General features: G+C 64.7%; 12 protein-coding genes and 1 riboswitch. Of the genes, 8 read left to right on the forward strand and 4 right to left on the reverse strand.

Annotated features, from left to right (window positions below):
- The 4 genes from HNP00_RS16925 (at position 1) to HNP00_RS16940 (ending at position 4,101) form a co-directional block, all read left to right on the forward strand.
- Positions 1-726, forward strand: coding sequence for an ABC transporter ATP-binding protein (locus tag HNP00_RS16925; protein WP_311770600.1), 726 nt, complete (start codon positions 1-3; stop codon positions 724-726).
- The gene (locus tag HNP00_RS16930; protein ID WP_184740893.1) at positions 723-2,759 is read left to right on the forward strand and encodes a YhgE/Pip domain-containing protein; all 2,037 of its coding nucleotides are present in this window, start codon (positions 723-725) and stop codon (positions 2,757-2,759) included. The genes HNP00_RS16925 and HNP00_RS16930 overlap by 4 nt, the downstream gene beginning before the upstream one ends.
- Positions 2,756-3,430, forward strand: a complete 675-nt coding sequence (locus HNP00_RS16935; RefSeq protein ID WP_260405029.1) for a TetR/AcrR family transcriptional regulator — start codon at positions 2,756-2,758, stop codon at positions 3,428-3,430. The genes HNP00_RS16930 and HNP00_RS16935 overlap by 4 nt, the downstream gene beginning before the upstream one ends.
- Positions 3,431-3,492: 62 nt before the next feature.
- A complete protein-coding gene (locus tag HNP00_RS16940; RefSeq protein WP_260405030.1) occupies positions 3,493-4,101 on the forward strand; it encodes a hypothetical protein in 609 nt (202 codons plus the stop codon).
- Here HNP00_RS16940 and HNP00_RS16945 read toward each other — a convergent pair.
- Positions 4,074-5,027, reverse strand: coding sequence for an EamA family transporter (locus tag HNP00_RS16945; protein ID WP_184740894.1), 954 nt, complete (start codon positions 5,025-5,027; stop codon positions 4,074-4,076). The genes HNP00_RS16940 and HNP00_RS16945 overlap by 28 nt on opposite strands.
- Positions 5,028-5,100: 73 nt before the next feature.
- Here HNP00_RS16945 and HNP00_RS16950 point away from each other — a divergent pair, with 73 nt between their 5' ends.
- Positions 5,101-6,036 carry a LysR family transcriptional regulator gene (locus HNP00_RS16950; protein WP_184740895.1) on the forward strand — a complete coding sequence of 312 codons (936 nt, stop codon included), beginning with the start codon at positions 5,101-5,103 and terminating at the stop codon, positions 6,034-6,036.
- A gap of 6 nt (positions 6,037-6,042) precedes the next feature.
- On the opposite strand, the gene HNP00_RS16955 is transcribed toward HNP00_RS16950, so the two are convergent.
- From HNP00_RS16955 to HNP00_RS16965, 3 genes are all read right to left on the reverse strand, one after another.
- Complete coding sequence (locus HNP00_RS16955; protein WP_184740896.1) at positions 6,043-6,573, reverse strand: histidine phosphatase family protein; 531 nt, start codon at positions 6,571-6,573, stop codon at positions 6,043-6,045.
- A 146-nt stretch (positions 6,574-6,719) separates the two neighbouring features.
- Positions 6,720-7,589 carry a winged helix-turn-helix domain-containing protein gene (locus tag HNP00_RS16960; RefSeq protein WP_184740897.1) on the reverse strand — a complete coding sequence of 290 codons (870 nt, stop codon included), beginning with the start codon at positions 7,587-7,589 and terminating at the stop codon, positions 6,720-6,722.
- A gap of 663 nt (positions 7,590-8,252) precedes the next feature.
- Positions 8,253-9,077, reverse strand: coding sequence for a hypothetical protein (locus HNP00_RS16965; RefSeq protein WP_184740898.1), 825 nt, complete (start codon positions 9,075-9,077; stop codon positions 8,253-8,255).
- Between the two features lie 401 nt (positions 9,078-9,478).
- Here HNP00_RS16965 and HNP00_RS16970 point away from each other — a divergent pair, with 401 nt between their 5' ends.
- From HNP00_RS16970 to HNP00_RS16980, 3 genes are all read left to right on the forward strand, one after another.
- Entirely contained in the window at positions 9,479-10,219 is a 741-nt protein-coding gene (locus tag HNP00_RS16970; protein ID WP_184740899.1) for a response regulator transcription factor, read from the forward strand.
- 13 nt (positions 10,220-10,232) lie between these two features.
- Positions 10,233-11,708, forward strand: coding sequence for a HAMP domain-containing sensor histidine kinase (locus tag HNP00_RS16975; RefSeq protein WP_184740900.1), 1,476 nt, complete (start codon positions 10,233-10,235; stop codon positions 11,706-11,708).
- A 140-nt stretch (positions 11,709-11,848) separates the two neighbouring features.
- Positions 11,849-12,046, forward strand: a riboswitch (cyclic di-AMP (ydaO/yuaA leader).
- A 2-nt stretch (positions 12,047-12,048) separates the two neighbouring features.
- A complete protein-coding gene (locus HNP00_RS16980) occupies positions 12,049-12,780 on the forward strand; it encodes a hypothetical protein (RefSeq protein WP_184740901.1) in 732 nt (243 codons plus the stop codon).
- Positions 12,781-12,860 lie beyond the last annotated feature (80 nt).

Raw genomic sequence — 12,860 nt, forward strand, 5'->3', positions numbered from 1 at the left:
GTGCTGTCCGTACAGCAACTCCAGATCGACGGCCGCCGGGACGATCTGCTGCCTCCCACGTCCCTCGAAGTCCGGCGCGGGGAGCTCCTCTTCGTCAGCGGCGACGGCCAGGACCAGCGCACGGCTTTGGCGCTTGCCTTGAGCGGCCGAATGAAGCCCAGCAAAGGCGTCCTGAGCTGGGACAACTCCGCGAAGACCAAGAGAGTCCGGGCAGCGAGCGCCCTGATTGACTCCCCCGGCGTCAATGAGCCAGAGCAGCACCTGAGCGTCCGCGACCTCGTCACCGAAGACCTCTCCCTCATCCCCCGCCGCTACCGTGGCGCCCTCCTCAGCAAGCCATGGCTCAAGGTCAACCGCTTCGAGGACATCGCCGGGTTGTGGATCGAGCAACTCCCCGCGGACCGCCGCCTCGAGTTGCTGACCGCCCTGGCCCTCGCGGACCCTGCCCTCGATCTCCTGGTGCTCGATTCCCCCGACCGGCACAGCGCGAACCCTGCGGACTGGCTCCCTCGGCTTCAGCAGTTGGCGTACGACGCCGGGCGGCCGCTCGCCGTCGTCGCGGTCGTTTCTGCCCTCCCGGACAACTGGGACGGCCCGGCCGCAGTGATCGGCAACTCGGTCAGCCACACCGCCGCGGCGGCAGCCGCGACCCTCGCCGAACCTCTCGACAATGCGCAAGAAGATCCCGAAGAAGTACCCGAAACCCTGCAAAGGACCGCAAAGTGACTGTTCTGCGGCTGGCCCGCTCCGAACTCAAGCGCATGACCGGCGGGCTCCTGCCTAAGCTGACCATCCTCGCCCTGACCATGGTGCCCCTGCTCTACGGAGCCGTGTACCTTTACGCGAACTGGGATCCGTACGGCAACCTCAACCAGATCGACGCCGCATTGGTGGTCGAGGACACGGGAGCCAACCCGGCCAGCGGCCCCGAACTGCAGGCAGGCCAGAAGGTTGCCGACAGCCTCGTGGAGAGCCACGTCTTCAATTGGCAGAGGGTGACCACCACGGCAGAAGCCGACGCTGGCGTTGAATCAGGCAAATACGCCTTCGCCCTGAAGATCCCGGAGGACTTTTCCGCCAACCTGGTCTCGCCGGGCAGCTTCGACGCCGCCAACCAGGCGATGCTCAACGTCACCACCAACGACGCGAACAACTACCTCCTCAGCACCATCGTGGACAAGCTCACCACCGCGGTGCACTCCACCGTGGCCAAGGAAGTGGGCGAGGAAACCGCCAACCAGCTCCTCACGGGCTTCGGCACCATCCACGCCTCCATCATCAAGGCGTCCGACGGCGCATCCCAGCTTGCGGACGGCGTCGGCAAGCTCAGTGACGGCGCGGCCACCCTCCACGACGGCACCAAAATGCTCAGCAGCGGCGCGTCCGAGCTCCTGGTGGGCCAAAACAAACTGCGCGACGGCGCCAATCAGCTGAACGATGGCGCGGGGCAGCTCAGCGCGGGACTCACCGAACTGAAGAACAAGACCGCGTCCCTCCCGGCAGACTCCCAAAAGCTCGCCGACGGCGCCGCCCAAGTAGCCGCCGGAAACGCGCAGCTGAACGCGAAAGTCCAGGACGTCGTCGGGCAGCTTTCAGCGTTCGACGCCGGCGCCCGGGACCGCGTGGTAGGCAGCACCCAGAAACTCGTGGCGAGTGGTGTCATCACGCAGGACCAGGCGAACAAGATCCTGGCGGACTTCGATACCGCCGCCGCGTCCACCGCTGTCACGGACGCCAAGGCAAAGATTTCCGCGGATGCCGCCCAGATCCAGCAGCTCTCGGACGGTTCGGCCGCGGTCAGTGCGGGCGCCGCCAAGCTTGCGGGCGCCACGCCTGCCCTGACAGACGCGATCGGCCAGGCGTCGGCCGGCGCGAACCAGCTCAGCTCAGGCGCTTCCGCTCTGGCGGCTGGCGAACAGTCTGCCGTCAACGGCACAGCGGCTCTCGCGGACGGCGCGGCGAAGCTCGACGACGGCGCGGCGCAGCTCGCCAGCGGTGCCGCCACGGCTGCGGACGGATCCCGCACCTTGGCGAGCGAGTTGGCGAAGGGCGCAGGCAAGGTCCCGAACCCGAACGACGCCCAAAAGAGCGAGGTGTCTAAGGTGATCGCGGATCCCGTTGCGGTCAACAACGTTTCGCAGGCCAAGGCAGGATCCTACGGCGCCGGCCTCGCCCCCTTCTTCTTGACACTCTCCCTCTGGATCGGTGTGTTCATGCTGGTCCAGGCGATGCGTCCCATCACGCAGCGGGCCTTGGCGTCGAACGCACCGTCGTGGAAGATCGCCGTCGGAGGTTGGCTCCCGTTCTTCGTCGTGTCCGTGCTGCAGGCAAGCATCCTCACCCTCGTGGTAGACCTGGGACTTGGCCTCAACGCGGCGCACCCGGTGTGGATGTGGTTGTTCATGCTGGCAGCGGTCATGGCATTCACGGCCCTCATCCAGGGCATCGTGGCTTTGCTGGGGACTCCTGGAAAGTTCGTGGTGTTGATCTTGCTGGTCCTGCAGTTGGTCTCTTCCGGCGGAACGTTCCCATGGCAAACCACTCCCATGCCTTTGCACGTGGTCCACGAGATCATGCCGATGGGCTACGTCGTGACGGGCATGCGGCACTTGATCTATGGCGGCGACTTGTCGATGATCTGGCCGATTGTCCTGGGCCTGCTTGGCTACACTGTGCTGGGAGCCGCGCTTTCCACGCTGGCCGTCCGCAAGCACAAGTTCTGGACCCTCAAGACCTTGAAGCCGGAGATCGCGGTATGAGCATGCAGGAGCCAGGGGCCGCGGGGCCTGCGGTCCCTGTCGGGGCGGCCCCGGCACCTGTCGGGACCGCTCCGGAAAAGAAGCTCCGCCCGGCCCGCACCAACGCCACCAAGCAACGCCTCTTCGACGCCTCGATGGAACTGATCGGCGAGCGCGGCGCGGCAGGCGTCACCGTGGACGAGATCGCGGCTGCGGCCGGGGTGTCCAAGGGGACGGTCTACTACAACTTCGGCAGCAAGGCGGATCTGATCGCCCAGTTGCTGCGCCACGGCGTCGACATCATGCTCGGGCGGCTCCAGACCATCGAGGGCCTGCACGCAGATCCGCTCGAGGCCATGGAAGCCATGCTCGGCCAAGCCATGGACTTCATGGACGACTACCCCTCCTTCGCGCGTCTTTGGGTCAGCGAGAACTGGCGGACGCCTAGCGAGTGGGGCAAGCTCTTCGTCGAACTCCGCAGCGAACTGTTGGCGGTGATTGGCGCGGCGATCGAGAAGGTCGCCACTACATACACCGTGGATACTGGCATTGCCCGGGGCAGCCTGGAAGCGGCAATGTTCGGCGCGATCTTCGTGGTGGGCCTGGACCGGCAGACGTACAACCCGGAACGCACCCGGGAGCAGAGCATCGCGGCCATCATGACTATCATGCGCGGCTACGTGCTGCGGTAACGGTATGGCAACTGCCGCGCCTTGCGAGCGCGGAACGCGGGCCGGTCAGGGATGATTAATCCATGCGTCACATGGGGAACAGTGGAAAGCTTGCGATCATCTCTGCTGTGGTGTCAGCTGGCTTGCTGGTGTTGCTCGCCATCACCCTTGAGGAAACCGTGATGTACGCCTTCCTGGGGGTCTTGGCGATCGGCTATCTGGCGTCCGTGGCCGAGGTTTTCGCTCGGCGACGTTACCTGATGCTCCTCCTCGGGAGCGTCTCTTCGATCCTGTTCATCGCGTTCGGAATCGCGTTCCTGCGCATGTGGGGCCTTGCCTTCAACCAGGACGAAAACGCCTTGGGCAACGCGGTGAGCACCAAGGACTCGGACATCTACTTCTACCTCGCCGCCGCTGCCGGCTGCGGTTCGCTGCTGGTCCTGTTCGTGGGGGCGGTGTGGCCATCTCGCAGTTCCCGCAAGGGACGCCCGACGGCGGCGTCCCGCCCCGTTGCTCGGCAGTCACCCCGCACGGTCACACGCCCGGTCCCGGCGGCCCGGCCAGCTCAACGGCCGGCGGCCCGTCCGGCGTCGGGCACCGTGAAACGCCCTGTTCCCCGGACGCCGGCAACCCCTGCCAAGCGCCCGACGTCGGGATCTCCCGCTCAGCGCAAGCCTGCACCCAAGCGCTGACGATCGTCCAGCAGCGGAACCTTGGGCTTGGCGCGCTGCTGTAGCACCGCCGTCGCCACACCGCCCAGCAGGAGCAGGCCGCCCGCCAGTTCCGCCGTCGTCGGGATCTCTGCGATGAGCAACCAGGCCGCGGTCATTCCGACCACCGGAACCAACAGCGTGAACGGGACTACGGCCGAGCTCGGGTAGAGGCTGAGCAAGCGGTTCCAGATGCCATAGCCCACGAGAGAGGCGAACACCGCTGTGTACAGGGCGCTCAGGATGGTGGCCGGTTGAAGGTTGGCGAGGGTCCCGACGACGGCGGCAGGCCCGTCCACGATCAGCGACAAGCCCGCGAGCGGCAGCGGGACCACGGCACCGGACCACACCACCAGCCCCAACCCCGAAGCGGCTTTGGCCTTGCGTGCGATGATGTTTCCCGCGGCCCAGGAAAGCGCTGCTGCGAGCACGATCATGAGCGGCACCACCGGAGCCACCAGGCTGCGGCCCACTGCCACGAGGGCAAGCCCCGCGACACCCAGCACCACGCCCGTCAGTTGGCGTTTGTTGGGCCGTTCCCCCACGAACCGGGCCGCCAACAGCACCGTCAGGAGCACTTGCGCCTGCAGCACCAAGGAAGCGAGCCCGGCCGGCATGCCGAGGGCCATGCCCAGGTAGAGCAAGCCAAATTGTCCGGCGCTCATGAACAGCCCGACGCCGATGATCGCCTTCCAGCTGACGTCCGGTTTGCGGACGAAAAAGATGCAGGGGAACACCACCAGCACGAAGCGGATGGCCACGAACAGCAGCGGCGGGACGTCCGCCTGGCCACCGCTCCCGTTACTGCCATTCCCGTTTGCGGGGTGTAGGCCAAAGTCGATCGCGACGAAATTCAGGCCCCAAAGGACGGCAACAAGGACGGCGAGTGCTGAGTGGCGGATATTCACGAGTCATACTCTGACAGTCTCGCGGATGAAGCACCAGCGTTGAATTCTGCATAAGATCATGTACGTTTGCTTCATGATTGAAATTGCGGCGCTGAGGGCCCTCGTGGCAGTGGAACAACAAGGCTCGGTGGTGGCAGCCTCGGAAGCCATGGGGTTCAGCCCCTCGGCGGTGTCCCAGCAGATCAAGAAGCTCGAGAAGCAAAGCGGCGTGACCGTCTTGGAGCGCCACGGACGCGGCGTGCTGCTGACCGACCGCGGCATGGCATTGGCCGAGTACGGACGCCGGATCCTGGGCGAATTGGAGGAGCTGCAGGCCACCCTGCTTGCCGATCCCGCGAAGCCGAGCGGAGTGCTTCGGCTCGTGGCCTTTTCCACGGCATGCCGCGGGTTGGTGGGGCCGATGCTGCGGAAGCTCAGTGATGCCTCGCCGGAAGCGTCCGACTCTGGTGGCTCCGGGCTTGAAATCCGAGTGGTCGCCGAGGACCCGCGCGAGGCCGTCCAGAGGGTCGCAACCGGGGAAGCCGATCTCGGCGTCGTGCACAACTGGCACTCGGTGCCCCTGGTCATTCCGGAGAACATGGTCCACGAGGACCTCTGCCTGGACACCGCCGACGTCCTGCTGAACTCAGCGCACCCGCTGGCTGGCCGGACCGCCGTCGAGCCTTCTGATCTGGTGGACGAAAGCTGGATCAGCACGCCTGCCGGCGCCATTTGCAATGAGGCGTTGCTGGCGATCCTCGCAGGCCTTGGGCGGGTCCCGGACATCCGCGTCTACGACCCCGACTTTTCAACGCATATCGCCATGGTCCAACAAGGTGTTGCGGTTGCTTTGGTTCCCCGGCTCGGCCGGCCCGAGCTCCCGGCTGGAGTAGTGGCCGTACCTGTGGCCAACCCGAAGCAGCAGCGCCAAGTGGGAATCGTGTACCGGAAGACCATGACGGCAAGCCCCAGCATCCGCCACGTGGTCCGTTTGCTGCAGGATGTGGCCGCGGATCTCGACGTGGGCTAGCCCGGACTACTTCTTTGGGCGGGGAACGGCGAAATGGGTCAAGCGGGCATCCTGCCCATCGAGTTCAGCCCACGGCTTCTCCAATTCCATCACGGTCATGGCACTGGTCGGATAGCGGGTAGCGGCGTCCATGTAGGCGTCGTGGTCCGAGTCGCGGGAAGCCAAGTGCATGGCGAGGTCCTGCACGCCGGGCATGTGCGAGAAGATCATCAGCGTGGTGACGGTCTCCGGGACGTGGTTGATGACGGTCAGCATGCGCTGCGCGGAGGCGGCGTACAGGCCGTCCTCGAGTTTCGGCGTCGGCGCCTTGTCCCCGAGCTCGCTGCATACCCAAGTGCATGTCTGCCGGGTCCGCAGCGAGGAGGAACACAGGATAAAGTCCGGAATCACATGGTGTTTGAGGAGCCATTTCCCCGCAAGGGGCGCTTCCCGGTGGCCACGCTCCGCAAGGGGCCGATCATGATCCGGCACCCCCACAGGCCAATCCGACTTCGCATGCCGCATGATCACCAGCCGCTTAATGTGATGCTCGCTCATCCCCCCACCCTACTATCCCAACTAGCTCGCATTAGGTGTCGTTTTGGGGCCTGTAAACGACAACAAATGCGAGTTAGTTGGGTAGGCGGGAAACGGGAAAGCGCCCACCCCCTAGACAGGGAGCGGGCGCCTTGAGCGGGTGGAGACTAGATCGAGTATTCCGGAGCGGCCCAGACGATGACCTCGGGGTGCTCGTAGAAGCGGTACCCCTGGCCGCGCACGGTGCGGACGGTGTTCGCGAGGCGGCCGAGCTTGGAGCGAAGGCGCCGGATGTGCACGTCGATGGTCCGCTCGTTGGGAACCTCTTCGGCGTTGCGCCACAGGCCCTCGAGGAGTTCATCGCGGCCCACGGTGCGGGTGCCGTTTTCGACGAGGTAGTTGAGGAGCTCGAATTCCTTGAACGTGAGGTTCAGGGATTCGCCGTCGAGGTGCACTTCGCGGCGGGCGAGGTCGATCAGGACGCCGGACGGGCGGGCTTCCTGTGCCGGCTGCGGCCGGAGCGCCTCGGAACGTTGGCGGTTGCCAACGGTCGGGTCACCGAAAGTCGAACGGACGACGTCGAGCGCGGAACCTGGCGCGCTGGCCGGGGCCACCGCGACGGCGGCGTAGCTTTCGGCGCCGGAAACGAGGGACTGTGCGTAGGCCCGGATTTCCTGGGCAAGCTTGGCGATGGATGTTCCGGCGGCCGCCGCAGTGTCTTCGTCGATGCCCATGTAAAGCACGAAGCCACGCGCCACATTGTCGTTGACAACCGGGCGGATGGAGCGGTCGGCTGGAGCCAGGACAGGCGTGGGTGCTGTCATCGGCGAGGCCTCGTTGGCGGGAACGGCGCGGAGCTGGCCATAGGAGCTGGGGTTGTAGCCCTGTGGCACGTAACCGGGGGCCTGGCTACCGCCCTGGGGGGCGGGCTGGGCGTAGGCCGGGCGGTTGCCGAAGCCAGGACGAAGGCCGGCGTTGGACGCGGCCTTGTTGGCGTTACGGACGGAGATGTGGACGTATCCGGATGCAACTGACATGGATTGCTTACCTCAAAGTGAATAGCCGTCATCGCGGCTTCGAATGCTGGTCTGGTCCCCGCAATGAGATGGGGAGGGGCGCCCGACGCTGGGCAGGGGGCGAATGCCTGAAACTTTTTTGGGGTCGAAAGTTAGGCATGCATTCGACAACAGCTCATCGAAAAACCAGCGGGTACGCTGGGCTCGATCGCTGCGGCTGCAGATGCTGTTGAGTTCTTGTTCACATTTGAAGTGTGCAACGTAACAAAGGGAACTTGCAAGTAACAAAGGGCCGAACTGTCCACATTTTGAGACGAATCGCACTATTGTGCCGCATGTCACAATTCAAGCATGTCCAAATGTGACCCATTCTCGTTCGTCACAATGGCCGCTTGGAACGCGATATTCGAAGATAATTTGATTGAAGTGCCAATTTTTGAATCTTAAGTCACGTCACGCGCTTGCCCTTGAATCCCAAGATATGAAACAACCCTTGTCCAATCCCGAATTTGCGTCTCATGAAAATTTTTTGGCAAATCGTCTGCTAGGACCCATTGCAGGCTGGTGGGCGCGCCGTCGTGACCCTCTTTGCCTTCGGAAGGCGCTTGCGACACGGCGAGTTGCGTCATTTTGAGGCAAAAGCGCGGCAAAGAAGGTCACGACGGACGCTACGGGCATCCATCACTAGTTGCTGGTGCCGGCCCCTTGGGTACTTGAGGTGGTGGCAGTGACAAGCTGGATGGTCTGGGCCGTGTACTTGTCGGATTCCTTGAGCGCTGTGACCCTCACGCTGGATCCGGATTTCACATCGGCAAGGGTCAGGGTGGTGCCGCTGGTTCCACTTCCGCGCTGCCGCATGCCTTCAGCCACCACCACGTCCGTTCCAAGCGCATAGCTGCGAGTGAATCCATCCTCGCTCTTGACGGTCATGGAGCTGGCCGAGATGTCAGTGACCGTGCCCTGTTGCCCCACCATGGTGACGTAGCTACCGTTCTGGAGGACCACGTACTCAGAATGGATGGCCGCATTCAAGCCGCCCATGCCTACACCCAGGCCGCCCGGGCCGGCGTTCGTGCCACCTGGGCCACCGAATCCACCCTGACCGTTCTGCCCGGCCTGTCCCCCGGCACCCGGCCCAAGCGCATTGCTGGTATCAGCAGTAGTTGCGTTTCCAGCCGCATACGCACCCGCTCCCGCCGCCGCAGCGACCACCACTGCGACGCCACCAACAATGAGCCCTTTCTTCAAAGACCAATTCTTGAAGAACGAGGGTCGTGTCTGCCCGACAGCGTATTGGGACGGCGCACCCCACCCAGCGGCGGGCTGCCCGGCGGCAGGTTGTCCGGGCCGCTGGCCCTGCGGCTGCGGCGCACCCCACCCAGCGGCAGGCTCCCCAGCAACCGGCTGCGCAGAATCGTCAAGGGGCCGGATCACCGGCTGCGGCTGCCCATTCTCCGGCACGGATCCAGGTACGGACCCAGGTACGGAGGGGTTGTTTTGCTGATCCATGGTGTTCTCCATCGAAGTCGGGACTGTTGTGTCGTAGTTGTCCTTGTCCCAAACAGCGTCAGCCTCTTTGCTGTGTGCGGGCTGTGTCGAACGCCAGGCCTTCCTGTGACCTGCCGCGGTGTTGTGACAGATTCTGCTGGATCATTCGCTGCCATCGAGCGCCAGGCCGCGTGATCGTGCGGATCGCCCGGCTGGACTGAGGAGTGATCCAGCAGAATCCGACGCCGCCCCCTGAAACCCGCGCCCGGTGCCCCATCCGGCCACGGGAGGAAGCCGCCATTGCGCGTCGGGCGTCCCGTGCCGTTGTACCGTGCAGTTGGTCAGGTGGCTAGGCTGAGACTCACAGGGTGCTCACAGCATCGGCAAAGCACCGGCAAACCGGCAGAATGGAGAGTTGTCCCATGGCATCCTCGCACTCCATGACCAACAACCTTCCCCAGCTCAGCCACCCGGACGGTTCCCCCATCCGCGCCCTTGTGGTGGACGACGAACCCAGCCTCGCCGAGCTCATGAGCATGGGCCTCCGCATGGCGGGTTGGTCCGTAGCCGTGGCGGGCGACGGTCCCGCAGCGGTAAAGCTCGCCAAGGATTTCCGGCCGGATGTCCTGGTGCTGGATGTGATGCTTCCAGGGTTCGACGGCGTTGAGCTGTTGGGCAGGATCCGCGCCTTTGCCCCTGAGGTGCCTGCGCTCTTCCTCACAGCGAAGGACGACGTCCAGGACCGCATCGTCGGGTTGGCCGCCGGCGGGGACGACTACGTCACCAAGCCGTTCAGCATGGAAGAAGTCCTGCTGCGCCTGCACCGCCTGGTCCAGCGTTCCGGCGTGGCCGCGATGGACACGGCCGAACTGGTTGTGGGCGACCTGACCCTGAACGTAGATACCCGCGAAGTCACCCGCGGGGGCGAAGACATCCAGCTCACGGCAACCCAATTCGAACTCCTGCGCTACCTCATGGAGAATCCCAAACGCGTGGTCAGCAAGGCCCAGATCCTGGACCGCGTGTGGGACTACGATTTTGGCGGGCAAGCCAACATCGTGGAGCTCTACATCTCATACCTGCGCAAGAAAATCGAAGCCAACCACCCGCCCATGATCCACACGGTGCGCGGGGCCGGCTACGTCATCAAGCCCGCCGAATAGCCCGGGGCGCCGAATGTCCGCACTCTCGGGTATCCCTCGCCAAACGGATTACCAGTGGTTCAATCCATCAACCTGGCACCTGCGCACACGCCTGATCCTGGTCTCCATGGCCCTCCTCGTGGCCATCTGTGGAGCCGTGGGCGTCGTCAGCTACGCCTCCATGGACCTGTTTCTCACGAAGCAGCTCGACGAGCAATTGATGCAGGCCTCCCATGGCCGCCCGCCCATCGGTGATCCAAATGGACGCTCGGATCCTTTGGATGCCCGGGGTCAGAGCATCGGCACGCTGAATGCCCGCATTCTTGGCGGGCAAGTGAGCAGCGCTGGGTTCTTGTCCCCGGACGCCACACGTACGAACTTGTCACCCAACGATGCCGCGGTGCTGTTGGCGCTGCCCCACGATGGACGTCCGGTTGATCGGAGCCTTTCCAAGGGCGGCTACCGGCTGGTGGCCACCGCAACCCCCTACGGCGATGTGATCATCACTGGCCTGCCACTCGCCTCAAAAGAGGACACCGAAGCCTCGCTCGTGTGGACCATGGTGCTGGTGTCCTTGGGCGGACTGGTGCTGATTGGACTCGCGGGAACTGTGTTGATCCGCCGCACCATGCGCCCACTAGAGCAACTCTCCGACGTTGCCACGAAGGTGTCGAAGCTTCCGCTCGACGCCGGTGAGGTGGCGCTCGCGGTGCGCGTTCCGGCGTCAGCGGCCCACCCGGGTACAGAGGTGGGAAGCGTCGGCCATGCTTTGAACCTGATGCTGGACAATGTTTCCAGCGCCCTCGAGGCACGCCAGCTGAGCGAAACCAAGGTGCGCCAGTTCGTGGCCGATGCCTCGCACGAGCTGCGGACTCCGCTGACGGCGATCCGCGGCTACACCGAGCTGTTGCGCATGACGGAGAAGTTCACCGAGGACGGCCGCAAGTCCCTGGGCCGGGTCCAGAGCCAGTCCGAGCGAATGACCACCCTCGTGGAGGACCTCCTGTTGTTGGCGCGGTTGGACGAAGGCAAAGCACCGGAGTTCACCGACGTGGACCTCACACAGTTGGTGATAGAGACCGTCAGTGACGAGAAAGTCATGGCCCCCGAGCACATCTGGCAGCTCAAGCTCCCGGATGAGCCCCTGACGGTCCGCGGAGACACCACGCAACTCCACCAGGTCCTGGCCAATCTGCTCTCCAATGCCCGCAAACACACAGAGGCGGGCACCACGGTGGTCACGGGAGTCATGCGCTCGGCCGATGGCAGCGCCGTGGTCACAGTGACCGACAACGGTCCCGGCATTCCGCCTGAATTCCAAGGCAGGATCTTCTCCCGCTTTGCCCGCGCCGACGCCGCGCGTTCCGGTTCCGAGGGCACGTCCGGGCTCGGCTTGTCGATTGTTGAGTCCATTGTCCAGGCCCATGGCGGCACTGTTGAGGTAGTCTCGCGTCCGGGCCGGACGGAGTTTGCCGTGCGCCTTCCGGCGCTCAGGACCGCCACGGCCTGAAGGCCATCCGGAAGATCACGACGCCGGAGCGCGGCGAGCGCAAGTCGGCGCACCGGCGTCGTGATCTCCGTTACCTAAATGTGACTTAAGCGGGGACCTCCTGTACCGTCGAATAGGTGCGCAGGGTATCCCCGGCCACCGCCGGGTAGGCGCCGAGCTCTGCCACTCCCCGGTGCCCGAACACTCCAGGCAGAGACGGGGGACCCAGGTCTCCGGGCAAGCGCTCATGTTGAGCCGGCCCTAGGGGTGAAGCCGTACCGCCACGATTCTCAGTGGCCACGGCCGGATGACCTCATCCGAATCCGACAGCTAACTCCGCAGGCGTTGAGAGGCAATCACCATGTCTGGTTCCAAGAATCAGTCGCGCCCTGTTGCGCGCCACCGCGGCGAACCTGCCCGGACAAACAAGTCACGTTCCACCCTGAGGCGAGCAGCCGCAAACCTCGGCCCCAGCCAGCGCATGGCCGTTGTTGCCGGCGTTGTTGCTGTGTTCCTCGGGGCAGGCGCAGCCAGCCAGGCCGCCGGACAGGCCATCAGCGCCCAGGACCTGAGCCGGGCGTCCGAATCGCGCACCGTCGCAGAGCACAACGCGACCCCGTCCGCCACCGCCACGCCATCGGCGAGCGCAAGTGCCAGCGCAAGTGCCAAGCCGAGCACCGCGCCGACTCAGGCACCTGCTCCCGCTCCGGCCGCCGTCGTTCCCCAGGCCGCCGCACCGGCAGCGCCGGTGGCACCCGCCGCTCCCGCAGCTCCGGTCGCCGTCGATGACCCCGCCGGCGCCCAGGCCTACGCCGCGAGCATGCTTTCTTCCTACGGTTGGGGCCAGGGCGAAATGTCCGCCCTGATCACTTTGTGGAACAAGGAATCCGATTGGCGGACCACTGCCACCAACGCATCGAGCGGCGCCTACGGCATTGTGCAGTCGTTGCCCGGCGAAAAGATGGCCTCGGAAGGCGCCGATTGGCAGACCAACTACCAGACCCAGATCCGCTGGGGCCTGAACTACATCAAGCAACGCTACGGATCCCCGTCCGCGGCTTGGGCCTTCCACTTGGCCCACAACTGGTACTAAACGCACAAAGCACTCAAGAGGTCCGTCCCGTCAGGGGCGGACCTCTTCTGCGTTAACCGGCCTTACCCACTTCCACAGGT

The sequence above is a fragment of the Arthrobacter sp. AZCC_0090 genome (assembly GCF_014207375.1).
GTDB lineage: Bacteria > Actinomycetota > Actinomycetes > Actinomycetales > Micrococcaceae > Arthrobacter.

Bases quoted from the DNA above. Each gene is read 5' to 3' on its own strand.
- HNP00_RS16935 (WP_260405029.1), top strand. From the start codon at position 2,756: ATGAGCATGCAGGAGCCAGGGGCCGCGGGGCCTGCGGTCCCTGTCGGG.
- HNP00_RS16940 (WP_260405030.1), top strand. From the start codon at position 3,493: ATGCGTCACATGGGGAACAGTGGAAAGCTTGCGATCATCTCTGCTGTG.
- HNP00_RS16950 (WP_184740895.1), top strand. From the start codon at position 5,101: ATGATTGAAATTGCGGCGCTGAGGGCCCTCGTGGCAGTGGAACAACAA.
- HNP00_RS16955 (WP_184740896.1), bottom strand. From the start codon at position 6,573: ATGAGCGAGCATCACATTAAGCGGCTGGTGATCATGCGGCATGCGAAG.
- HNP00_RS16960 (WP_184740897.1), bottom strand. From the start codon at position 7,589: ATGTCAGTTGCATCCGGATACGTCCACATCTCCGTCCGTAACGCCAAC.
- HNP00_RS16965 (WP_184740898.1), bottom strand. From the start codon at position 9,077: ATGGATCAGCAAAACAACCCCTCCGTACCTGGGTCCGTACCTGGATCC.
- HNP00_RS16970 (WP_184740899.1), top strand. From the start codon at position 9,479: ATGGCATCCTCGCACTCCATGACCAACAACCTTCCCCAGCTCAGCCAC.
- HNP00_RS16975 (WP_184740900.1), top strand. From the start codon at position 10,233: ATGTCCGCACTCTCGGGTATCCCTCGCCAAACGGATTACCAGTGGTTC.
- HNP00_RS16980 (WP_184740901.1), top strand. From the start codon at position 12,049: ATGTCTGGTTCCAAGAATCAGTCGCGCCCTGTTGCGCGCCACCGCGGC.